Annotated in this window: 18 protein-coding genes; 9 read left to right on the top strand and 9 right to left on the bottom strand. The window is 62.4% G+C overall.

What is annotated here, in order from left to right:
* Positions 1-226 precede the first annotated feature (226 nt).
* From pcaF to pcaC, 5 genes are all read left to right on the top strand, one after another.
* Positions 227-1,432 carry a 3-oxoadipyl-CoA thiolase gene (gene pcaF / locus ACF8Q6_RS16020; protein WP_392492424.1) on the top strand — a complete coding sequence of 402 codons (1,206 nt, stop codon included), beginning with the start codon at positions 227-229 and terminating at the stop codon, positions 1,430-1,432.
* Between the two features lie 187 nt (positions 1,433-1,619).
* The gene (locus ACF8Q6_RS16015; protein ID WP_003251946.1) at positions 1,620-2,909 is read left to right on the top strand and encodes an MFS family transporter; all 1,290 of its coding nucleotides are present in this window, start codon (positions 1,620-1,622) and stop codon (positions 2,907-2,909) included.
* A gap of 9 nt (positions 2,910-2,918) precedes the next feature.
* Positions 2,919-4,271 (top strand): 3-carboxy-cis,cis-muconate cycloisomerase, encoded by a 1,353-nt coding sequence (locus ACF8Q6_RS16010; protein WP_392492417.1) that lies wholly within the window; start codon positions 2,919-2,921, stop codon positions 4,269-4,271.
* 11 nt (positions 4,272-4,282) lie between these two features.
* On the top strand, positions 4,283-5,074 hold the full coding sequence (gene pcaD / locus ACF8Q6_RS16005; RefSeq protein ID WP_014754363.1) for a 3-oxoadipate enol-lactonase: 792 nt from the start codon (positions 4,283-4,285) through the stop codon (positions 5,072-5,074).
* Positions 5,075-5,084: 10 nt separating this feature from the next.
* The gene (gene pcaC / locus ACF8Q6_RS16000) at positions 5,085-5,477 is read left to right on the top strand and encodes a 4-carboxymuconolactone decarboxylase (RefSeq protein ID WP_003251949.1); all 393 of its coding nucleotides are present in this window, start codon (positions 5,085-5,087) and stop codon (positions 5,475-5,477) included.
* Positions 5,478-5,530: 53 nt separating this feature from the next.
* On the opposite strand, the gene ACF8Q6_RS15995 is transcribed toward pcaC, so the two are convergent.
* The 5 genes from ACF8Q6_RS15995 to ttgA all read right to left on the bottom strand — a co-directional run bounded on the left by ACF8Q6_RS15995 (position 5,531) and on the right by ttgA (position 13,719).
* On the bottom strand, positions 5,531-6,055 hold the full coding sequence (locus ACF8Q6_RS15995) for a DUF962 domain-containing protein (RefSeq protein WP_392492415.1): 525 nt from the start codon (positions 6,053-6,055) through the stop codon (positions 5,531-5,533).
* Positions 6,056-6,298: 243 nt separating this feature from the next.
* Complete coding sequence (locus tag ACF8Q6_RS15990) at positions 6,299-7,555, bottom strand: OprD family porin (RefSeq protein WP_392492414.1); 1,257 nt, start codon at positions 7,553-7,555, stop codon at positions 6,299-6,301.
* Positions 7,556-7,957: 402 nt separating this feature from the next.
* A complete protein-coding gene (locus ACF8Q6_RS15985) occupies positions 7,958-9,412 on the bottom strand; it encodes an AdeC/AdeK/OprM family multidrug efflux complex outer membrane factor (protein WP_010952492.1) in 1,455 nt (484 codons plus the stop codon).
* Complete coding sequence (gene ttgB, locus ACF8Q6_RS15980; protein WP_014754360.1) at positions 9,409-12,561, bottom strand: multidrug efflux RND transporter permease subunit TtgB; 3,153 nt, start codon at positions 12,559-12,561, stop codon at positions 9,409-9,411. Before ttgB ends, ACF8Q6_RS15985 begins: the two co-directional genes overlap by 4 nt.
* A 3-nt stretch (positions 12,562-12,564) precedes the next feature.
* Positions 12,565-13,719, bottom strand: a complete 1,155-nt coding sequence (ttgA, locus tag ACF8Q6_RS15975) for a toluene efflux RND transporter periplasmic adaptor subunit TtgA (RefSeq protein WP_010952494.1) — start codon at positions 13,717-13,719, stop codon at positions 12,565-12,567.
* Between the two features lie 257 nt (positions 13,720-13,976).
* Here ttgA and ttgR point away from each other — a divergent pair, with 257 nt between their 5' ends.
* Positions 13,977-14,609 carry an efflux transport transcriptional regulator TtgR gene (gene ttgR / locus ACF8Q6_RS15970; RefSeq protein WP_012053630.1) on the top strand — a complete coding sequence of 211 codons (633 nt, stop codon included), beginning with the start codon at positions 13,977-13,979 and terminating at the stop codon, positions 14,607-14,609.
* A gap of 108 nt (positions 14,610-14,717) precedes the next feature.
* Here the strand turns inward: ttgR and ACF8Q6_RS15965 are convergent, their stop codons facing one another.
* Positions 14,718-16,169, bottom strand: a complete 1,452-nt coding sequence (locus ACF8Q6_RS15965; RefSeq protein WP_392491136.1) for an MDR family MFS transporter — start codon at positions 16,167-16,169, stop codon at positions 14,718-14,720.
* A gap of 380 nt (positions 16,170-16,549) precedes the next feature.
* Here ACF8Q6_RS15965 and ACF8Q6_RS15960 point away from each other — a divergent pair, with 380 nt between their 5' ends.
* Positions 16,550-17,419 carry an oxaloacetate decarboxylase gene (locus ACF8Q6_RS15960; RefSeq protein WP_003251963.1) on the top strand — a complete coding sequence of 290 codons (870 nt, stop codon included), beginning with the start codon at positions 16,550-16,552 and terminating at the stop codon, positions 17,417-17,419.
* Between the two features lie 232 nt (positions 17,420-17,651).
* On the opposite strand, the gene ACF8Q6_RS15955 is transcribed toward ACF8Q6_RS15960, so the two are convergent.
* Positions 17,652-18,560, bottom strand: coding sequence for a LysR family transcriptional regulator (locus ACF8Q6_RS15955; protein WP_012053628.1), 909 nt, complete (start codon positions 18,558-18,560; stop codon positions 17,652-17,654).
* Between the two features lie 183 nt (positions 18,561-18,743).
* On the opposite strand from ACF8Q6_RS15955, the gene ACF8Q6_RS15950 reads away from it, so the two are divergent.
* Entirely contained in the window at positions 18,744-19,358 is a 615-nt protein-coding gene (locus ACF8Q6_RS15950) for an NAD(P)-dependent oxidoreductase (protein ID WP_003251968.1), read from the top strand.
* 19 nt (positions 19,359-19,377) lie between these two features.
* Here the strand turns inward: ACF8Q6_RS15950 and ACF8Q6_RS15945 are convergent, their stop codons facing one another.
* Positions 19,378-20,253: a LysR substrate-binding domain-containing protein gene (locus ACF8Q6_RS15945; protein ID WP_012053627.1), complete on the bottom strand. Its 876-nt coding sequence runs from the start codon at positions 20,251-20,253 to the stop codon at positions 19,378-19,380.
* Between the two features lie 114 nt (positions 20,254-20,367).
* On the opposite strand from ACF8Q6_RS15945, the gene ACF8Q6_RS15940 reads away from it, so the two are divergent.
* The gene (locus ACF8Q6_RS15940; protein WP_019752469.1) at positions 20,368-22,005 is read left to right on the top strand and encodes a 5-guanidino-2-oxopentanoate decarboxylase; all 1,638 of its coding nucleotides are present in this window, start codon (positions 20,368-20,370) and stop codon (positions 22,003-22,005) included.
* 123 nt (positions 22,006-22,128) lie between these two features.
* Here the strand turns inward: ACF8Q6_RS15940 and ACF8Q6_RS15935 are convergent, their stop codons facing one another.
* On the bottom strand, positions 22,129-23,049 hold the full coding sequence (locus ACF8Q6_RS15935; RefSeq protein ID WP_341782909.1) for an AraC family transcriptional regulator: 921 nt from the start codon (positions 23,047-23,049) through the stop codon (positions 22,129-22,131).
* Between the last annotated feature and the right edge of the window lie 117 nt (positions 23,050-23,166).

Below are 23,166 nucleotides of genomic sequence, written 5' to 3'. Positions count from 1 at the left end.
CGTGGGCAGTTGCGCAACAAATGGTTCGTTAATCGCACAAATAGTCGATTATCGGATTGTAAGGCGCCCACCAGTCTCCTTAATCTGGGTTCATCGAAGCACCCTGACCAGGAGCCTCCAAATGCCACGCGCAGACCATTTCCACACCCACCCCAATCGAGCCGTCCGCCATGCGTGACCTCGACGCCCGTACCGCCGCTGATCATGGTCAGCTGGCAGGAGAAGCCTGATGCACGACGTATTCATCTGTGACGCCATCCGTACCCCGATCGGCCGCTTTGGCGGCGCCCTGGCCAGCGTGCGGGCCGACGACCTGGCAGCCGTGCCGCTGAAGGCGCTGATTGAGCGCAACCCTGGCGTGCAATGGGACCAGGTAGACGAAGTGTTCTTCGGCTGCGCCAACCAGGCCGGTGAAGACAACCGCAACGTGGCCCGTATGGCACTGCTGCTGGCCGGCCTGCCGGAAAGCATCCCGGGCGTCACCTTGAACCGCCTGTGCGCGTCGGGCATGGATGCCATCGGCACCGCGTTCCGCGCCATCGCCAGCGGCGAGATGGAACTGGTGATTGCGGGTGGCGTCGAGTCGATGTCGCGCGCCCCGTTCGTCATGGGCAAGGCTGAAAACGCCTATTCGCGCAACATGAAGCTGGAAGACACCACCATTGGCTGGCGTTTCATCAACCCGCTGATGAAGCGCCAGTACGGTGTGGATTCCATGCCGGAAACCGCCGACAACGTGGCTGACGACTATCAGGTTTCGCGTGCCGACCAGGACGCTTTCGCCCTGCGCAGCCAGCAGAAGGCTGCCGCTGCGCAGGCTGCCGGCTTCTTTGCCGAAGAAATTGTTCCGGTGCGTATCGCTCACAAGAAGGGCGAAATCATCGTCGAACGTGACGAACACCTGCGCCCGGAAACCACGCTGGAGGCGCTGACCAAGCTCAAACCGGTCAACGGCCCGGACAAGACGGTCACCGCCGGCAACGCCTCGGGCGTTAACGACGGTGCTGCAGCGATGATCCTGGCCTCGGCCGCAGCGGTGAAGAAACACGGCCTGACCCCGCGTGCCCGCGTTCTGGGCATGGCCAGCGGCGGCGTTGCTCCACGTGTCATGGGCATTGGCCCGGTGCCGGCGGTGCGCAAGCTGACCGAGCGTCTGGGGGTTGCGGTAAGCGATTTCGACGTGATCGAGCTTAACGAAGCGTTTGCCAGTCAAGGCCTGGCGGTGCTGCGTGAGCTGGGTGTCGCTGACGATGCACCACAGGTAAACCCTAATGGTGGCGCCATTGCCCTGGGCCATCCGCTGGGCATGAGCGGTGCACGCCTGGTGCTGACTGCGCTGCACCAACTGGAGAAGAGTGGTGGGCGTAAAGGCCTGGCGACCATGTGTGTGGGCGTTGGCCAAGGTCTGGCACTGGCCATCGAGCGGGTTTGACCTGTACCGGCCGCTTCGCGGGCAAGCCCGCTCTTACAGGGATCCACGCAATCACCTGTGGGGGCGGGCTTGCCCGCGAAGAGGTCTGTCCTGTGAGACACAAGGCCAATTGCCAGCCAGATAGCGGAACGAGTGTGTTACTAGGTATGTCTAGACTTACCCAGGACCCTCCAGGAGTGAAACCCTCATGACCTCAACCTATTACACCGGCGAAGAACGCAGCAAGCGCATCTTCGCTATTGTCGGTGCCTCGTCAGGCAACCTGGTGGAATGGTTCGACTTCTACGTCTACGCCTTCTGCGCGATCTATTTTGCCCCGGCCTTCTTCCCCTCCGACGACCCCACCGTGCAGCTGTTGAACACGGCAGGTGTATTCGCCGCAGGCTTCCTGATGCGCCCCATTGGTGGCTGGATCTTCGGCCGCCTCGCCGACCGCCACGGTCGCAAGAACTCCCTGATGATCTCGGTGCTGATGATGTGCTTCGGCTCCCTGATGATCGCCTGCCTGCCCACCTATGCCAGCATCGGCACCTGGGCCCCGGCGCTGCTATTGCTGGCCCGCCTGATCCAGGGGCTGTCGGTAGGGGGCGAATACGGCACCACGGCCACCTACATGAGTGAAGTGGCACTGCGTGGGCAGCGCGGCTTCTTTGCTTCGTTCCAGTACGTCACCCTGATCGGCGGCCAGTTGCTGGCGGTATTGGTCGTGGTGATCCTGCAACAGCTGCTGACTGAAGATGAACTGCGGGCCTGGGGCTGGCGCATTCCCTTCGTGGTGGGGGCCATCGCCGCCCTGATCTCGCTGATGTTGCGCCGTTCGCTGCACGAGACCAGTAGCGCCGAAGCCCGCAATGACAAGGATGCAGGTTCTATCGCAGGCCTGTTCCGCAATCACGCAGCGGCGTTCATCACGGTACTGGGCTACACCGCGGGTGGCTCGCTGATTTTCTATACTTTCACCACCTACATGCAGAAGTACCTGGTCAACACCGCGGGCATGACAGCCAAGAACGCCAGCTACGTGATGACCGGGGCGTTGTTCCTGTTCATGGTGTTGCAGCCGTTCTTCGGCATGCTGTCCGACCGTATCGGTCGGCGCAATTCGATGCTGCTGTTCGGCGGCCTCGGTACCCTGTGCACCGTGCCGCTGCTGATGGCACTGAAAACCGTGACCAGCCCGTTCATGGCCTTCGTGCTGATCAGCCTGGCCCTGTGTATCGTCAGTTTCTACACCTCGATCAGCGGTCTGGTGAAGGCTGAGATGTTCCCGCCGCAGGTGCGTGCACTGGGTGTTGGCCTGGCCTATGCGGTGGCGAACGCAGCATTCGGCGGTTCGGCCGAGTATGTGGCCCTGGGCCTGAAGACCCTGGGGATGGAAAACACTTTCTATTGGTACGTCACGGCGATGATGGCGATTGCCTTCCTGTTCAGCCTGCGCCTGCCGAAGCAGGCGGCGTACCTGCACCATGATGACTAAGGACGCTGCATGAGCAACCAACTGTTCGACGCCTATTTCACCGCGCCGGCCATGCGCGAGATTTTCTCCGACCGTGGCCGCCTGCAGGGCATGCTGGATTTTGAAGCAGCGCTTGCCCGTGCCGAAGCCTCTGCCGGTCTGGTCCCGCACAGCGCGGTAGCAGCCATCGAGGCGGCATGCCAGGCCGAGCGCTATGACGTTGGTGCGTTGGCCAATGCCATCGCCACCGCCGGCAACTCGGCCATTCCGCTGGTGAAAGCGTTGGGCAAGGTGATCGCCACTGGCGTACCTGAGGCTGAGCGCTATGTGCACCTTGGGGCCACCAGTCAGGATGCGATGGACACGGGTCTGGTTCTGCAGCTGCGCGATGCCCTCGATTTGATCGAGGCCGACCTCGGCAAGCTCGCCGATACCCTGTCGCAGCAGGCCTTGAAGCACGCCGATACGCCATTGGTGGGTCGTACCTGGTTGCAACACGCCACCCCGGTGACCCTGGGCATGAAACTGGCCGGTGTACTGGGGGCTTTGACCCGCCACCGTCAGCGCCTGCAGGAACTGCGCCCGCGCCTGCTGGTCCTGCAGTTCGGCGGTGCCTCGGGCAGCCTGGCGGCCCTGGGCAGCAAGGCAATGCCGGTGGCCGAAGCGCTGGCCGAACAGCTCAAGCTGTCCCTGCCCGAGCAGCCCTGGCACACCCAGCGCGACCGCCTGGTGGAGTTTGCCTCGGTACTGGGCCTGGTTGCCGGCAGCCTGGGCAAGTTCGGCCGTGATATCAGCTTGCTGATGCAAACCGAGGCGGCGGAGGTATTTGAGCCTTCTGCGCCGGGCAAGGGTGGTTCTTCGACCATGCCACACAAGCGCAACCCGGTGGGTGCCGCCGTGTTGATCGGTGCCGCAACCCGCGTGCCGGGCCTGCTGTCGACGCTGTTTGCAGCCATGCCTCAGGAGCACGAACGCAGCCTGGGCCTATGGCATGCCGAGTGGGAAACCCTGCCGGACATCTGCTGCCTGGTCTCGGGTGCCCTGCGCCAGGCTCAAGTGATTGCCGAGGGCATGGAGGTGGATGCCGCGCGCATGCGCCGTAACCTCGACCTGACACAAGGCCTGGTGCTGGCTGAGGCGGTTAGCATCGTCCTCGCCCAGCGTCTGGGGCGCGACCGTGCCCACCACCTGCTGGAACAATGCTGCCAGCGCGCGGTGGCCGAACAGCGGCACCTGCGTGCCGTGCTGGGTGACGAGCCGCAGGTCAGCGCCGAGCTGTCTGGCGAAGAACTCGATCGCCTGCTCGACCCTGCCCATTACCTGGGCCAGGCCCGCGTCTGGGTGGCGCGCGCCGTGTCCGAACATCAACGTTTTACTGCCTGAAGGAGACCGCTGTGGCGCACTTGCAACTGGCCGATGGCGTTTTGAATTACCAGATCGATGGCCCGGATGACGCCCCGGTGCTGGTCCTGTCCAACTCGCTGGGTACCGACCTGGGCATGTGGGACACCCAGATTCCGCTCTGGAGCCAGCACTTCCGGGTGCTGCGCTATGACACCCGTGGTCACGGCGCATCGCTGGTCACTGAAGGCCCTTACAGCATCGAACAGCTGGGCCGCGACGTGCTGGCCCTGCTCGATGGCCTGGACATTCAAAAGGCTCACTTCGTCGGCCTGTCGATGGGAGGCCTGATCGGCCAGTGGCTGGGTATCCATGCAGGTGAGCGCCTGCACAGCCTGACCCTGTGCAACACGGCCGCCAAGATCGCCAACGACGAGGTGTGGAACACCCGTATCGACACAGTACTCAAAGGCGGCCAGCAGGCCATGGTCGACCTGCGCGATGCCTCTATCGCCCGCTGGTTCACCCCGGGCTTTGCCCAGGCACAGGCGGAGCAGGCCCAGCGTATCTGCCAGATGCTGGCGCAAACCAGCCCGCAAGGCTACGCAGGCAACTGTGCAGCGGTACGTGACGCTGATTATCGTGAGCAACTGGGCCGCATCCAGGTGCCTGCGCTGATCGTTGCCGGTACGGAAGACGTGGTTACCACCCCTGAGCATGGCCGCTTCATGCAGGCCGGTATCCAAGGTGCCGAGTACGTCGACTTCCCGGCGGCGCACCTGTCCAATGTCGAGATTGGCGAGGCCTTCAGCCGCCGCGTGCTCGATTTTCTGCTGGCTCACTGAGGACAACGCCATGGACGAGAAACAACGTTACGACGCTGGCATGCAAGTGCGCCGCGCAGTGCTGGGTGATGCCCACGTGGACCGCAGCCTGGAGAAGCTCAACGACTTCAATGGCGAGTTCCAGGAAATGATCACCCGCCACGCCTGGGGTGACATCTGGACCCGCCCGGGGCTGCCGCGTCATACCCGTAGCCTGATCACCATCGCCATGCTGATTGGCATGAACCGCAACGACGAGCTGAAGCTGCACCTGCGTGCGGCGGCCAACAATGGTGTGACCCGCGACGAGATCAAGGAAGTGCTGATGCAGAGCGCGATCTACTGCGGCATTCCGGCGGCCAATGCCACGTTCCACATGGCTGAGTCGGTGTGGGATGAACTTGGCGTAGAATCGCGCCAGTAAATCTTGTTCGCGGGCAAGCCCCCTGCAACAGGGCACTTGCCCGCGAATGGCCTTTACACCGATGCCTTTTTTTGCCGCATGGCAATCGGGCCGGCGTTGGTTTCCACGGCGCGCTTCAGGGTCGGGCACAGGCCCAGCATGAACGCAGCTTCCGCCACCACGAACAGCGGCCCGATGATCAGGCCACTCACGTCGTCAACAAATGCCGGTTTGCGGCCTTCGTAGTAATGGCCGATGAACTGGATGATCCAGCCCACCACGAACGCTCCCAGCCCGGCGCCGAGCCATAGCGTTGTCGACTGCACTGCCAGCGCCTCACCGACCCACAGGCACAGGCCCAGCAACAGCCCCATCACCAGCCCGAAGCGCAGGTCCAGGCGCAAATAGAACCACACAGACGCCGCCGCTGCCACCAGGGCAGGGGACAGCCACATGCCAGCTATCCCCCAGCCTGGGCGTGAAAGCAGGATGGTGACTGCCAGCACGATCATGGGGATGCCGACGAAGTGGGTGGCGATATTGCGCGGATCGCGGTGGTAGTTGGCGTATTGGCTCAGGTGGTCGACGAGGGTTTTCATTGTTGTGCCTCCCTGTTCTGCTTTGTTTCACCTGTACCTGATAGTGATCAGGATAGCCTGCAGTCACCACCATCATCAGCTCAGCGAATGGCGGCAGCGTGCACTGGCAAATTCATGGCAGGGATTTCATCAAGCTGTTGCAAATCATGCCTTCAAAAAAGGGGCATGGATTTTTATAGCTTCAGGTCATTTGAGGAGGCGTCTGGCCTCCTCGCGGGTTTATCCGCGAAGAGGCCATTTGATTCACAGAAGATTCAGCGGATAACTCACGATCAAGCGGTTCTCATCGAACGCGTTGGTGCTGAAGTCGCGACGCATGGTCGAGTTGCGCCATTTCACCGACAGGTCCTTGAAGCTGCCCGACTGCACCACATAGGCCAGCTCTGTTTCCCGCGCCCATTCCTTGCCATCGTCCACGTTGCCCACGGTGACGTTGTCACCCTTGATATAGCGGTTCATCAGGGTCAGGCCGGGTACGCCGACGGTGGCGAAGTTGAAGTCATGGCGAACCTGCCAGGAACGCTCCTTGGCATTGTCGAAGCTTGAATTGTAGCTGTCGTTGGCCAGGGTACCGCCACTGGTGCCATTGACCCGCATCCAGGCATCGTCGCCGCTGACCTTCTGCAGGCCAACGTAAAAGGTGTGGCCTTGGTAGCGCGCCGAAAGCAAGGCGGAGGCGGTGCGGTTGTCCAGCTTGCCGGCCCGTTCGGCGCCATCTTCCTTGCCGATGAAGTAGCCCAGGTTGGCGCCCAGCGTCCAGTCGCCCAGCGGCTGGCTGTGCGTCAGGTTGAGGTATTGCTGGCGGTAGATGTCCTTGAGCTGGGCATCCCACAGCCCGATCATGGTGCGCTTGTCGTTGAAGGTGTACTCACCGCCGCCGAAGTTGAAACGGTCGGAGGTGAAGGCGGCTTTGCCGTTGAGCGACATGTCTTCCATGCTGGCATCGTTGCGCGGGCTGTTGCCGCGGAACTGGCCGGCGTACAGGGTCAGGCCGGCGATTTCCCTGGAGGTCAGCTGGCCACCGCGGAAGGTTTGCGGCAGTGAGCGGCCATCGTCCGAACGCAGGATTGGCAGTACCGGCATCCATTCACCGACTTTCAGCTCGGTTTCGGACAGCTTGGCCTTGAGCGCCACACCCAGCCGGCCAAAGTCATCGGCCGGGCGGCCGTCGCCATGCACGGGCAGCAGGTGAGTGTTGGTGGTGCCTTTGCCGCCGTCGAGCTTGACCGAGTACAGGCCCAGTACGTCCACGCCGAAACCGACCGTGCCCTGGGTGAAACCGGAGCGGGCATCGAGGATGAAGCTTTGTGTCCATTCCTCGGCCTTGCCCTGTGGGTGGGCCGGGTCGACGAAGTTGCGGTTGATGTAGAAGTTGCGCAGGTTGAGGGTGGCCTTGGCGTCCTCGATGAAACCACCTTCGTTGGCGGCGAATGCGGGGAGGGCGCAGGACATGGCCAACAGGCCAGGCAGCAGCTGACGTGCGGGTAGCGAAATGCTCATCTGTTGTGGATCTCTTGTTTTTATGGTCGAGCCGGTGCGCTGCGGGATCGGGCCTGCAGGTGCGGGTGTTTTTGATGAACTTGGGTAACGTTGCGTGGGGGGATGGTGCGGGGTAGTGCGGGGGTGAGGCAATTCGCCGCAAACGGAACGGGGCGATAATCGAACGGAATGTTCCGGTTGGTTAATAACTCTCGTGTGGCGGCGTCTTCGCGGGTAAACCAGCTCTTACAACGGCTTGCGCCCAACCACCGTATGTGTCCGCCACACGATCCGTGTAGGAGCGGGTTCACCCGCGAATACGGTGGTGGCTGCGACGCTGAATCGCCAGGGGATACAGGTCGGCACAGGCAGTAAAAAAGCAAAGCCCACCGCTAAGGGTGGGCTTTGCTGTAACAAGGCCGATCAGCCTTTCGGTGTTTCCACCGATGCCTGCTGGTTGGCCTGCCCGGTCTGCTCGTACCAGCCACCGCCAAGCGCCTTGTACAGGTTGACCTCGCTGGTCAGCTGCGACAGGCGGTCGCCGATCAGCGCTTGTTGGGCACTGAACAGATTGCGTTGGGCATCGAGGAAGGTCAGGTTGCTGTCAATCCCGATGCGGTAACGGCGTTCGGCCAAGCGGTAGTAGTCCTGGTTCGCCTGCACCAGGTCGCGCTGGGCCTGCAACTGCTCTTCGAAGGTCTTGCGTGCCGCCAGGCCATCGGAGACTTCCTGGAAGGCCGTCTGGATGGTTTTTTCGTACTTGGCGACGTTGATGTCCTTCTGGATTTTCGAGTAGTCCAGGCTGGCTTTAAGGCTACCGGCGTTGAAGATCGGCAGGTTGATCTGCGGCTGGAACAGCCAGGTGCCCTGGCCGCCCGAGAACAGGTGGCCCATGTCGGGGCTCAGGCTACCAGCGTTAGCGGTCAGGCTGATGCTCGGGAAGAACGCTGCGCGGGCTGCACCAATGTTGGCGTTGGCGGCCTTGAGCAGGTGCTCGGCTTCCTGAATGTCCGGGCGACGCTGAAGGATATCCGATGGCAGGCCGGCCGGTACTTCGGCCAGTTGGTCGGCATCAAGCTCCAGCGGCTTGGCCAGGTCGGCAGGAATGCCGGTGCCCAGCAGCACGGTCAGGCTGTTGACGTCCTGGGCGACCAGACGCTGGTACTGCGAGTACTTGACCCTGGCGCCTTCCACGGCGGTACGCGCCTGGCTGACGTCCAGGGCCGAGGCCACGCCGACCTCGTTGCTGCGACGGGTGAGGTTGTAGCTTTCCTCGTAGGTCTTCAGCGTTTCTTCGGTCAGCTTGAACAGGGCCTGGTCAGCCTGCCAGGTGTAGTAGGCGTTGGCCACGCTGGCGACCAGGGCGATTTGCGTGGAACGACGCGCCTGCTCGCTGGAGAGGTAGGTTTCCAGAGCCTGCTCGGTCAGGCTGCGCACGCGGCCGAACAGGTCCAGCTCGTAGGCGCTGACGCCCAAGGTGGCCGAGTACTGGCTGGTAATGCCGGATTCGCCCGTTTGCGACATGTTCGCCGGGACACGCTGGCGGCTGCCGCTGCCGGTGGCCGAAACTGCCGGGAACAGGTCGGCGCGCTGAATGCGGTATTGCGCACGGTAGGCATCGAGGTTCAGCGCCGCGACCCGCAGGTCGCGGTTGTTGACCAGCGAGGTCTGGATCAGCTGTTGCAGCGCCGGGTCGTGGAAGAACTGGCGCCAGCCCTGTTCAGCAGCGGCAACATCCGCCGATTGCGTCGGCGAGTATGCAGGGCCTTGCGGCCACTGTGCAGCCACCGGTGCCTCTGGGGTCTGGTAGTCAGGGATCAGCGAGCAGCCGCCAAGAATGAAAGCGGTTACCGCCAGGGACAACAAAGACTTGGTCATTGCCCAGCCTCATAACGTGGATTTTCAGGGGTGACGTCTTTTTCCGGCTCTTTGCTGCCGAACAGCGACGACACTGCGACGAAGAACAGTGGTACCCAGAAGATAGCCAGCACGGTCGCACTGATCATGCCGCCGATCACGCCAGTACCGATGGCGTGCTGGCTGCCGGCGCCGGCGCCGCTGGCGATCGTCAACGGTACCACGCCCAGGATGAACGCCAGCGAGGTCATGATGATCGGGCGCAGACGCATGCGGCACGCCTCGATCGCTGCGTCGTACAGGCTACGGCCTTGTTCGTGCAGCTCCTTGGCGAATTCCACGATCAGAATGGCGTTTTTCGCCGCAAGACCGATGGTGGTCAACAGGCCAACCAGGAAGTACACGTCGTTGGACAGGCCGCGCAGGCTGGTAGCGATCAGCGCACCGATGATACCCAGCGGTACCACCAGCACCACAGCGATCGGGATCGACCAGCTTTCGTACAGGGCCGCCAGGCACAGGAACACGAACAGCACCGAGAGGGCGAACAGTGCCGGCATCTGCGAGCCGGAGAGTTTTTCCTCGTAGGACATGCCGGTCCAGGAGAAGCCGATACCGCTCGGCAGCTCGCCTGCAATGCGCTCGACCTCGGCCATGGCTTCACCGGTACTGTAACCAGGCGCCGGTGCACCGAGGATTTCCATCGCTTCGACACCGTTGTAACGCGACAGCTTCGGCGAACCGTAGGTCCATTCGCCTTTGGCGAAGGAGGAGAACGGCACCATCTCGCCTGCGCCGTTGCGCACGTACCATTTTTGCAGGTCTTCCGGGCTCATCCGCGCGCTGGGTTCGCCCTGGATGTACACCTTCTTGACCCGGCCACGGTCGATGAAGTCGTTGACGTAGCTGGCACCCAAGGCAATCGACAGGGTGTTGTTGATGTCGGCAATGGTCACGCCCAAGGCGCTGGCACGTTCGTCATCAATGGTCAGTTGGTACTGCGGTTCATCGTTCAGGCCGTTCGGGCGCACGGCGCTGAGGATCTTGCTCTGCGCAGCTTTGGCCAGGAACTGGTTGCGCGCCTCCATCAACTTCGCGTGGCCGACACCGCCGCGGTCCTGAAGGAACACGTCGAAGCCGGTGGCATTACCCAGTTCAAGCACCGCTGGCGGGGCGAAGGCGAACACCATCGCATCACGGAAGGTGAAGAAGTGCTGCTGGGCACGCTGGGCCAGGGCGAACACGCTGTTCTCCTTCGAGCGTTCATCCCAGGGTTTGAGCATGATGAAGGCCATGCCTGAGCTCTGGCCGCGGCCTGCGAAGTTGAAACCGTTGACCGTGAACACCGACGATACGGTATCGGCTTCGTCCTTGAGCAGGTATTCACGCATCTGGTCGACCACGACCTGCGTGCGCTCGGCACTGGAACCCGCCGGGGTCTGCACCTGAGCGAACAGTACGCCCTGGTCTTCTTCTGGCAGGAACGCGGTAGGGATGCGGGCGAACAGCCAGATCATGCCGACCACGATCAGCGCATAGGCCAGCAGGAATGGCACCTTGTTGCGCAGGATGGTGCCTACGCTACGCTCGTAGCCGTTGACGCTGCGGTCGAAGTTGCGGTTGAACCAGCCGAAGAAGCCGCCTTTGGCGGTGTGGTGTTCGCCCTTCTTCAGCGGTTTGAGCATGGTTGCGCAGAGCGCCGGGGTGAAGATCAGCGCAACCAGTACCGACAGGCCCATGGCCGAGACGATGGTGATGGAGAACTGCCGGTAGATCACACCCGTGGAGCCGCCAAAGAACGCCATGGGCAGCAGTACGGCCGAGAGCACCAGGGCGATACCCACCAGGGCGCCCTGGATCTGTTCCATCGAGCGCTTGGTCGCTTCCTTGGGCGGCAAGCCTTCTTCGGACATGACCCGCTCGACGTTCTCCACCACGACGATGGCGTCGTCCACCAGCAAGCCGATGGCCAGGACCATGGCGAACATGGTCAGGGTGTTGATGCTGAAGCCCGCGGCGGCAAGAATACCGAAGGTACCCAGCAATACGACCGGCACGGTCATGGTGGTGATGATGGTGGCGCGGAAGTTCTGCAGGAACAGGTACATCACCAGGAACACCAGCACCACGGCCTCGATCAGGGTGTGGATCACGCCGCTGATCGATTCGGTGACCACGGGGGTGGTGTCATACGGGAATACCGCCTTGACCCCCGGCGGGAAGAACGGCTCCAGGCCTTTGATGGTCTCGCGCAGTGCCTTGGCGGTGTCCAGGGCGTTGGCGCCGGTTGCCAGTTTTACCGCCAGGCCGGAAGCCGGCTTGCCGTTGAACTGGGCGCTGACAGCGTAGTTTTCACCCCCCAGGCCTACTTGGGCGACGTCACCCAGGCGCACCTGTGAACCGTCTTTGTTGACCTTGAGCAGAATGCTCTCGAACTGCTCGGCGGTTTGCAGGCGGGTCTTGCCGATGATGGTGGCGTTCAGCTGGGTGCCCGGCAGGGCTGGCAGGCCGCCGAGCTGGCCGGAAGACACCTGCACGTTCTGTGCGGCCACAGCGGTCTTGACGTCGACCGGGGTCAGCTGGAACTTGTTCAGCTTGGCCGGATCGAGCCAGATACGCATCGCGTACTGCGCACCGAACACCTGGAAGTCACCTACACCCGCGGTACGCGAGATCGGGTCCTGCATGTTCGAGACGATGTAGTTGGCCAGGTCGTCCTTGGTCATGCTGCCGTCTTCGGAGACCAGACCAATCACCAGCAGGAAGTTCTTCACTGCTTTGGTGACGCGGATACCTTGCTGCTGCACTTCCTGCGGCAGCAGCGGGGTGGCCAGGTTCAGCTTGTTCTGTACCTGTACCTGCGCGGTGTCGGGGTTGGTGCCCTGTTCGAAGGTGGCGGTAATGGTCATGCTGCCGTCGGAGTTACTTTCCGACGACACATAACGCAGGTTGTCGATACCGTTGAGCTGCTGCTCGATCACCTGCACCACGGTGTCCTGCACGGTTTGCGCCGAGGCGCCCGGGTAGGTCACGGCGATGGCGATGGCCGGCGGCGCGATACTGGGGTACTGGTTGATCGGCAGCTTCAGGATAGACAAGGCCCCGACCAGCATGATCACCAAGGCGATCACCCAGGCGAAGATCGGGCGATCGATAAAGAACTTCGACATGGTTTACTCCGCTTTGGCGTCTGCTTTCGCCGCGTTGGCCTGATCAGGGCCGGCCGGCTTCTTGACGTTGGTGGCATCGCTGACCTTCACCTCGACGCCTGGGCGCACGTATTGCAGCCCTTCGGTGATCAGGCGGTCACCCGGATTGAGGCCTTCCTCGATCAGCCAGTCGCTACCCAAGGTGCGGCTGGCCTTGAGCTGGCGCAGTTCGACCTTGTTCTCCTGGTTGACCACCAGGGCGGTGGGTGCACCCTTGAGGTCGCGGGTCACGCCTTGTTGCGGTGCCAGGATGGCGTTGGCGTTGACCCCGGCCTTGAGCCGCGCATGCACGAACATGCCTGGCAGCAGGGTGTGATCGGGGTTGGGGAACAGGGCGCGCAGGGTCACCGAGCCGGTGGTCTCGTCAACCGCGACTTCGGAGAATTCCAGGCGGCCTTCCTGCTTGAACAGGCTGCCGTCTTCCAGTACCAGCTGAACCGAGGCGGCGTTGTCGCCGGCCTTCTGCAACTGGCCGCTTTCCAGGTCACGGCGCAGCTTGAGCAGCTCGGCGGTGGACTGGGTAACGTCGACATAAATAGGATCGAGCTGCTGGATGGTGGCCATGGCGTCGGTCTGACCATTGCTCACCAGTGCACCTTCGGTGAACGAAGAGCGACCGATACGGCCGCTGATTGGCGCCAGAACCTTGGTATAGCGCAGGTCGATCTGTGCGCTCTTGAGCGAAGCCTCAGCCTGCAATCGTTTGGCATTGGCGTCGTCGTATTCCTGTTTGGAGACGGCCTGTTCGTCAATCAGTTGCTTGTAACGTTCGGCCAGTGAGCGTGTAGCCAGTAGGTTGGCCTTGGCATTGGCCAGGGTGGCTTCGTACACGGCAGGGTCGATCTGATACAACTGCTGGCCTTCCTTGACCTCACTGCCTTCCTTGAACAGGCGCTTGAGGATGATGCCGTTGACCTGCGGGCGCACTTCGGCGACGCGGTAGGCACTGGTTCGCCCCGGCAATTCCGAGGTGAGGGTGAAGGCTTGCGGCTGGATGGTCACGACGCCGACCTGAGGAGCCTGCGCCGCTGGCGCTGCTTCTTCTTTCTTACAGCCACTGAGCAGGGTTGCCAGGGCGACGGCGGAAACCAGAGCGGTAACGGCTGGCTTGAATTGCATGAGGATCCTCGGGTCGCTGGAGCAGGGAGACGCTCAAGAGTAATGGAAGAGATCTTGATCTGGAAAAAATGCTATCCGGTGGATAAATAGCTTGCTAAGGAATATACTTACATTCATGGTTGTTTGTAAATACTGCTGGGTGGTACTCAGGTACTGCCTCAGCGCTTGATTAGCTCATCCGAGAGGCCCCGGCAGAGGTGCCCCCGGAGCGTTCCCCGCACGCGCTGCGCGTTCGGGCCAGATGAGGTTGTACTGCCATGGTCCGTCGAACCAAAGAAGAAGCCCAGGAAACCCGTGCCCAGATCATCGAGGCGGCGGAAAGGGCCTTCTACAAGCGCGGGGTCGCGCGAACCACCCTGGCCGACATCGCCGAACTGGCGGGTGTGACGCGGGGGGCGATCTACTGGCACTTCAACAACAAGGCCGAGCTGGTGCAGGCGTTGCTCGACAGCCTGCGCGAGACCCATGACCATTTGGCGCGCGCGAGCGAAAGCGAGGATGAACTCGACCCGCTTGGCTGCATGCGCAAGCTGCTGTTGCAAGTGTTCAACGAGCTGGTGCTCGATGCCCGAACCCGTCGTATCAATGAAATCCTGCATCACAAGTGCGAGTTCACCGATGACATGTGTGAAATTCGCCAGCAGCGCCAGAGTGCGGTGCTGGATTGCCACAAGGGCATCACCCTGGCGCTGGCCAATGCCGTACGCCGGGGCCAGTTGCCTGGCGAGCTGGATGTCGAGCGCGCGGCGGTGGCCATGTTTGCCTATGTCGATGGCCTGATCGGGCGCTGGCTATTGCTGCCTGACAGTGTCGATCTGTTGGGTGATGTCGAAAAATGGGTCGACACCGGGCTGGATATGCTGCGCTTGAGCCCGGCTCTGCGCAAATGACACTTTGTTAAGGATTGTGAGGGAGTGTTTCCCCTTTGTGTTAAGGGGAGATTAAGGTCGCCGCCTTGCAGCTGTTCGCACCACAAGGCGGCAGCGCGTGTGCAACCTTCAGCGGCCGCGCAATTGCTGGTCAGGCAAAGCAAATGCCGCGAACAGTCCCAGCACCGCGACGAGCGCACTCCCCATCAGCAGTTGCCTGAACGTCTCCAGCAACCGCCCTTGAGTCACCAGGTCCACCTCTGCGGCCTTCAAACTCCCCAGCAACGGGTTACCCGTCAAGTCGAAACCACCTTGATGCAGCAGTGCCAGCAACAGGCTGGACATGCACGCTACGCCCATGGCTCCGCCCAGCGAGCGGAACAGGTTGGTGGTGCTGGTGGCCACGCCGATGTCCTTGCTGGCCACCGCGCTTTGTGTGCCCACCAGTGAGGTCGGGAATTGCAGCCCGCAGGCTATGCCGGTCAGCAGCATGAACAGCGCACTGAGCAACGCTGATTGCGGCGGAGTCAGTGCCATCGCGAAAATGGCCACTGGCATCAGCAGTGCACCGGCCAGGATCTGTGGCTTGTAGCGCCCGGTCCGGCTGGTCATCCGGCCTCCTGTGAAGGCGCCCATGGGCAGCCCCATGGCCAGCGGCAGCAGATGCAGGGCGGCGCTGTCGGCACCGGCGCCGGTAATGCCCTGGTAACGCAAGGGCATCAGCATGGTCAGGGAAATGGACTGGAAGCTGGCGAAGAAGATCACCGCCCAGCACAGCACTGCCACACGGTTGCCGAACAGGCTGAGCGGCAGCAGCGGTTCTGGGCAGCGGCGTTCGTGTGCGATGAAAAGCGCCAGGCCCAGCAGGGCGCAGCCGAACAGCGCCAGCACGGCCGGGTCGGCCCAGGCGTGGCCCTGGCCCACCAAGGTGATGCTCAGCAGCAGGCTGCCAAGGCCGAGAATCAACAGCATGGCGCCAAGGTAGTCCACCTGTGCCTCGCGACGCTGCACCGGCATGTCAGCGAGCGCACGGCGAATGGCCCACAAGGCGACCAGCCCCAGCGGCAGGTTGATCCAGAACACCCAGCGCCACGACAGGTACTCGGTCAACCAGCCGCCCAGCACTGGCCCGGCCACGCTGGCCGCGGCGTACATGCTGCTGAAGTAGCCCTGGTAGCGGCCGCGTTCGCGTGGGGGCACAAAGTCGCCAATGATTGCCTGGCTCACCGAGACCATCCCGCCTGCGCCGATACCCTGCAGTACCCGGGCCAGCACCAGCTGCGGCATGTCCTGGGCCATGGCGCAGGCAATGGAGGCCAGGGTGAACAGGCTGATGCCGGTGAGGATCATCCGGCGCCGGCCGTAAAGGTCGCCCAGTTTGCCGTAGATCGGCACGGCCACGGTCATGGCCACCATATAACCGGAGATGACCCAGGCCAGCAGGCCGACATCGCTGAACTGCGCCGAGATGGCGGGCAGCGAGACGGCAACGATGGTCTGGTCCAGTGCGCCGAGGAAGATGGCCAGCATCAGGGCGGTGAGCACGTTGCGCAGGGCGGTGGGGGGCAGAGCGGCGGTCACGGGAATACCTTGTTTGTCTATAGCGGCCCCTTCGCGGGCAAGCCAGCTCTCACAGAGCCCTCGGATTGTAACCTGAGTTAGGTAGCTTCCTATGTACTATCTGCATCCCCTATGCAAGATCGGCATTGGCGCATTCATCCAGTGCTGCATGGCTGCGTGATATCGTTGGTATGCCACAGAGGCTGAAATCCGGGGGTTGCACCAGGTTGGTGCAGCATATTGCCGCAGGTTTTTCAGTCCGCTGTCTCCCACACCTTTTATTCCTCTGCCTGCATGTCGAGCATGACCGCCCAGATGGCGACGGTTGGAACAGGTCAGGTAGACCCGATTACAGGGGTCGGTAGTTACCGTTCAAATTTCAACTTTTTTGCGGAGTGATCATGCCCAAGGCTTCCCACCAAGATCTGCGTTTTGCCTTCCGCGAGCTGCTCGCTTCAGGTTCCTGTTTCCACACTGCCTCGGTGTTCGACCCTATGTCGGCACGCATTGCCGCAGACCTGGGCTTCGAAGTCGGTATCCTCGGCGGTTCGGTCGCTTCGTTGCAGGTACTGGCTGCTCCAGACTTCGCTCTGATCACCCTCAGCGAGTTCGTCGAGCAGGCCACCCGCATTGGTCGGGTCGCGCAACTGCCGGTACTGGCCGACGCCGACCACGGTTATGGCAACGCATTGAACGTGATGCGCACGGTGATCGAACTGGAGCGCGCCGGTGTGGCCGCACTGACCATCGAGGACACCCTGCTGCCTGCCCAGTTCGGGCGCAAGTCCACCGACCTGATACCGGTCGAGGAGGGCGTTGGCAAGATCCGCGCGGCGCTGGAGGCACGAGTCGATTCGTCCCTGTCGATCATTGCCCGTACCAACGCGGGCGTACTCAGCACCGAAGAAATCATCGTGCGTACCCAGAGCTATCAGAAGGCGGGCGCTGATGGCATCTGCATGGTCGGGGTCAAGGACTTCGAGCAGCTCGAACAGATTGCCGAGCACCTGACCGTGCCGCTGATGCTGGTTACCTATGGCAACCCGAACCTGCGCGATGACGAGCGCCTGGCGCGTCTGGGCGTGCGCATCGTGGTCGATGGCCATGCGGCTTACTTTGCCGCGATCAAGGCCACTTACGACTGCCTGCGGCTGCAGCGTGGTCGGCAGAACAAGTCGGAAAACCTCAGTGCCACCGAACTCTCGCACACCTACACCCAGCCTGAAGACTACATTCGCTGGGCCAAGGAATACATGAGCGTCGAAGAGTGATCGGCAGGGCGCCGTTCATTCAACGGACGGCGCTCAAGGTTGCACTGTGAGGCACGCAATGTGCCTGCTCGCAGCTATTGGCGACGCTGGGCTGGCTGCGTAGCAGTTCGGCGCGCCAGCAGGCTGAGCCATACAGCGCTGTGACTGCGGTAAGGGCCATGACAAGGGCGACTCTTCTGGATTTGATGCCCATGGTGCTCACCTCCCGTGACAGCGATAGGGGTGTACGCCACTAGTATAGATCCCGATCCCACTCCGGCTCGTCCTTGAAACGCTGTACCAGGAAATCCAGCATGCTGCGCAAGGTCGCCGGCATGTGTTTGCGTGACGTATACACCGCATTCAGGTTCAGTTCCCGCGGTTTGGCCTCGGGCAGCAGACGCACCAGTTCACCCCGGCGTATGGCGTCGGCGGCCTGGAAGGTTGGCAGCATGGCGATACCTGCGCCAGCCAGCGCGGCCCTCTGCAGGGTCATCACCTCATTGGCACTGATGTTTCCGGATACGGGCACGGCGACCTGCTGGCCGGCTACCGCGAAATGCCACAAGCTGTGTCCGAAGTAGGCATGGGTCAGGCAGTTGTGCAGGCCCAGTTCCTCAACCCGTTGCGGCGTGCCTCGCTCATTCAGGTAGGCGGGTGCCGCGCACACGACCGAGCGGCACACGCTCAGGCGCCGGGCGATGAGGCTGGGGTCCACGTCATTGCTGGTGCGAATGGCCAGGTCGATGCGCTCGTCCACCAGGTTGACGGTGCGGTCGAGCATCTGCAGTTCTACCTTCACGTCAGGGAAGCGCCGCACATAGGCGGCCACTGCATCCACCAGCTGTGCCTGGCCGAATGAGGTACTGACGCTGATACGCAGTGCCCCCCTTGGCGCGTCTTCCGGCTGCTGCACGGCAGCCTGCAGGTCGCCGGCCAATTCCAGCAGTTGCCGGCAGCGAGGCAGGGTTTCCTGGCCGGCTGCCGTGAGGCTGAGCTTGCGCGTGGTCCGCTGCATCAGCCGCGTGCCAACCCAGTCTTCCAACTCTGCCAGGTAGCGCGACACGACCGGCCGCGATAACTGCAGATAGTCCGCCGCCGCCGACTGGCTGCCCAGGTCGATGACTGTGACGAAGACACGCATGGCGTTGAGACGGTCCATGATTTGCCCGATTTCAGAAACAAACTATGTCTGAGCATCGCATTTTTTGTGACGAATCGGGTAACTAAGCTATGCGCATTGTTTGGTAGAAGGCGTTACCCGAAGCCGGCAGACGAGAGCCTTGGCGCTGGCGGCGAAGGTCACCAAGGGCGGTCATTCCGTTCAACTGATGGAGAGTATTTCATGAGCAAGATCGCAATCATCGGTGCCACCGGCCGTGCTGGCAGCCAGTTACTGGAAGAGGCCCTGCGCCGTGGTCACCGTGTACTGGCCATAGCCCGCGACCCTTCCACGCTTGAAGGGCGTGAGGGTGTGACCGTCAAGTCGCTGGATGCCACGGACAGCGCGGCCCTGCAGGCAGCGGTCGCAGGTATGGACGCTGTGTTGAGTGCCGCGCATTTCTCGACAATGGAGCCGCACGCCATCATCGAGCCGGTGAAGCGCGCCGGGGTCAAGCGCCTGCTGGTGGTGGGTGGCGCCGGTAGCTTGTTGCTGCCGTCAGGGCATCGGGTGATCGACAGCCCGGATTTCCCGGAGGCATATAAAGCCGAGGCCAGTGCCGGCGTGCGTTTTCTGGAGGCGCTGCGGCGCGAGCCGAACCTGGACTGGACCTTCCTCTCGCCTTCGGCTGAGTTCGTTGAGGGTGAGCGCAGAGGTCACTATACGCTGGGCAAGGATCATCTGTTGATCGGTGCGGATGGCAAGAGCTGGATCACGTTTGCCGACTATGCGATTGCCATGCTGGATGAACTGGAGAAGCCGCAGCACTCGCGGCAACGGTTCACAGTCGGCTATTGAGTCGACTGCGAAAGGGCCGTCACAGGCTGGCCTGGCCCTCCAGCCAGTCCAGCAATTCCAGCAGCCCCGGCGGCAAGCTCCTGGCCTGGCTCACCAGGTAATACCCCTTGCCTGTCAGCACCTTCAGCGCAAACGGCATGCATAACCGCCCACCGCGCAGGTCATCGCCAATCAGCGACCAGTCACCGATTGCCACCCCTGTCCCCTGCGAGGCCATGGCCATCGCCATGTCCAGTGTCTCGAAATGTTGTTTAGGCCCATGCGTGGCGAGCGTCACTCCAGCCGCCTGCAACCACAACCGCCAGTCGTGTTCATCCCGCGAGGGATGCAGCAACATATGTCGGGCCAGGTCTTCCACCTGCTGCAACGGCACTGGCCCCTCACGCAGTGACGGTGCGCACACCGGGGTCAGCTGCTCATCGAACAGCTTGCGCACCTGCAGCCCGTGGTTCGGCGCATCGCCGTAGACCACAGCGGCATCGAAGCCCTCGCGACGGAAATCCACCCCGTGCTGCACGGTCGTGGTCAGCTCAACCGGCACATCCGGGCGCAGTGCCTGCCATTCCATCAGGCGTGGCAGCAGCCAGCGCATTACGCAGGTTGGTGCCTTCAGTTGCAAGGTCGTGCTGTGCTCACCCACCTCGCGCACCCCTTGTTCGATCAGGGCGAACACCTGCTGCACCCGCGGCAGCCAGTCCAGGCCTTCACGGGTCAGGCTCAACCCACGCGCCTCGCGCTTGAACAGGGCATAGCCGAGGTGTTCTTCGAGGGCTGCAATCTGGCGGCTGACAGCGCCCTGGGTGATGTGCAACTGCTGCCCGGCGCGGGTGAAGTTGCAGTGCTGGGCGGTGACCAGAAACGTGTGCAGGGCAGGCAGGGGCGGGAGGCGTTTCATTGCAGTAAGCCATGATCACAGGACATGGCTAGTATGTGTTTTTTTACATTGTGGCGATAGCCGTGGCTTGGGTCCAATAAGGGCATACCCCAACACGATTCATGGTGACCCCTGATGGCAACCTGCGGCGAAGTACTGGTCAAACTCCTTGAAGGCTATGGCGTCGATCATGTCTTCGGCATCCCCGGTGTACATACCGTGGAGCTCTATCGTGGCCTGGCGGGCTCTTCCATTCGCCACATCACCCCGCGTCATGAGCAAGGTGCCGGGTTCATGGCTGACGGCTATGCGCGTACCCGCGGCAAACCCGGGGTGTGCTTCATTATCACCGGCCCGGGCATGACCAATATCACCACTGCCATGGGCCAGGCCTATGCCGACTCGATCCCGATGCTGGTGATTTCCAGCGTGCAGTCCCGTGATCAGCTGGGCGGTGGCCGTGGCAAGCTGCACGAACTGCCCAACCAAGCCGCGCTGGTATCGGGTGTGGCGGCGTTTTCCCACACCTTGATGAGTGCAGCCGACTTGCCGCAGGTGCTGGCCAGGGCATTTGCCGTGTTCGACAGTGCCCGGCCACGCCCGGTGCATATCGAAATCCCGCTCGATGTGCTGGTTGAACCGGCCGACTTCCTGCTGCCGGGCCGCCCTGTACGGGGCAGTCGGGCAGGGGCTGCACCGCAGGCCGTGGCGCAGATGGCTGAGCGACTGGCCAGTGCACGTCGGCCGCTGATTCTGGCCGGTGGCGGGGCGTTGGCTGCGGGCGCTGCGCTGGCACGCCTGGCCGAACACCTTCAGGCCCCGGTAGCGCTGACCATCAATGCCAAAGGCTTGCTGCCTGCCAGCCACCCATTGCAGATCGGCTCGACCCAGTCGTTACCCGCCACACGGGCGCTGGTGGCCGAGGCCGACGTGGTGCTGGCGATCGGTACCGAACTGGCTGAAACCGATTATGACGTGACCTTCAAGGGAGGCTTCGAGATCCCGGGCAGGCTGCTGCGCATTGACATCGACCCGGACCAGACCGTGCGCAATTATCTGCCGGAGCTGGCGCTGGTAGCCGATGCCGAGCTGGCAGCCGAAGCGCTGCTCGGTGCCCTGCAAGCCCAGCCGCAGCCAGTGCACGAAAGCACTTGGGGCGTGGCCCGCGTGGCCGACCTGCGCAAGGTCCTGGCGGCAGACTGGGACCAGCCCACCCTGAGCCAGACGCGTTTGCTGAGCGCCATACTGGAGCGCCTGCCTGATGCGATTCTGGTGGGCGACTCGACCCAACCTGTGTACACCGGCAACCTGACACTCGACATGGAGCAGCCACGCCGCTGGTTCAACGCCTCGACCGGTTACGGCACCTTGGGTTACGCGTTGCCAGCAGCCATGGGCGCCTGGTTGGGCAGTGCCGAGCAGGCCGTCGAACGCGCTCCGGCGGTGTGCCTGATTGGTGATGGTGGTTTGCAGTTCACCCTGCCGGAACTGGCCAGTGCAGTGGAGGCACAGGTACCGCTGATCGTGCTGCTGTGGAATAACCAGGGGTACGAGGAAATCAAGAAATACATGGTCAATCGGGCGATCGAGCCGGTCGGGGTGGATATCCATACCCCGGATTTCATCGGCGTGGCGCGAGCATTGGGCGCGGCAGCAGAGAACGTGGCCGATATCGCCCAATTGCAGGCGGCGCTCGGGCAAGCGGTGGAGCGCAAGGGGCCGACCTTGATTCAGGTGGACCAGAATCAGTGGCAGGCCGCGGTGTTGGGTTGAAGCATTGCGATTGCCTGTATCGGCCTCTCGTGCCTGCAGGCAGCGCGCAATTTTCGCATCTGTGCAAAAACCTGCAGGTGCGGGTTTACCCGCGAAAGCGCCGGGGCAGGCGAGTGTCGAGCTTCAGACCGCAGTAGCCCGCAACCGAGCCACATCGCGAATTGGCGGCGCGCCGTAAAGCCGGCTGTATTCACGGCTGAATTGCGACGGGCTTTCATAACCCACCCGATAAGCCGCCACCGCCGCTTCCAGCCCGTCGTTCAACATCAGCCGCCGCGCCTCTTGCAGGCGCAGTTGCTTCTGGTACTGAAGCGGGCTCATCGAGGTCACGGCCTTGAAGCGGTGGTGCAAGGTCGAGGTGCTGAGGTTGACCTCACGGGCCAGGTCCTCGATACGCAGCGGCTGTTGGAAGTTGTTGTTGAGCCAGGAGATGGCCTGGCAAACCCGGTGGGTCTGGCTGTTGGCCAAGGCAATTTCATACAGCCGGTAACCCTGCGGCCCACGCAGCAGGCGGTAGAGAATCTCGCGGCGGAACAGCGGCGCCAGCATTGCGATGTCGCGCGGGGTGTCCAGCAGCCGCAGCAACCGCAGCAGGGCATCGAGTAACGCAGCATCAGTCCTTTCCACATACAAACCACGGCCGGAAGGTCGATTAGGTACCAGCATCGGTCCGCTCTCGGCGATCAGCTGGCTGATCTCGGCCGGGTCCAGGTCCATGCGCAGGCCCAGGCTTGGGTTCTCGGGGCTGGCATCCAGCCTCACGGCACTGAGTGGCAAGGTCACCGAAACGACCATGTAATGCAGTGGGTCGTAGGCGTACTGCTCGTCACCCAGGAACAGGCTTTTGCTGCCTTGGGCAAGGATGCACAGGGCAGGCTGCGCCAGGGTGGGTACAGAACGCACATTTTCGGTGTAACGCACCAGGTACAGGTCATCGATGGCCGATGCTGGGCCATAGGGCTCGCCCGCGTGGCGGTTGATCAGCTCGGCCAGCTCCAGGCGCTGCAGTTCCAGGGTCGGTTCGGTGGACGTGGCGGTGGTCATGATGGCTTTCCTCTGCTGACCGACGCAGCATAGGTTTGGGCAAAGACGGGCGCTAGTCGAAAGCTGCATGTCGATTGCCTGATCCTGCCGTGCTGCAGGATCAGGCAATTGACATGC

This window comes from Pseudomonas sp. GLN_2 (assembly GCF_043106005.1).
Taxonomy (GTDB): domain Bacteria; phylum Pseudomonadota; class Gammaproteobacteria; order Pseudomonadales; family Pseudomonadaceae; genus Aquipseudomonas; species Aquipseudomonas alloputida.
The sequence above is the reverse complement of the archived record's forward strand: the minus strand, read 5'-3'. Positions and strand labels throughout refer to the sequence as shown.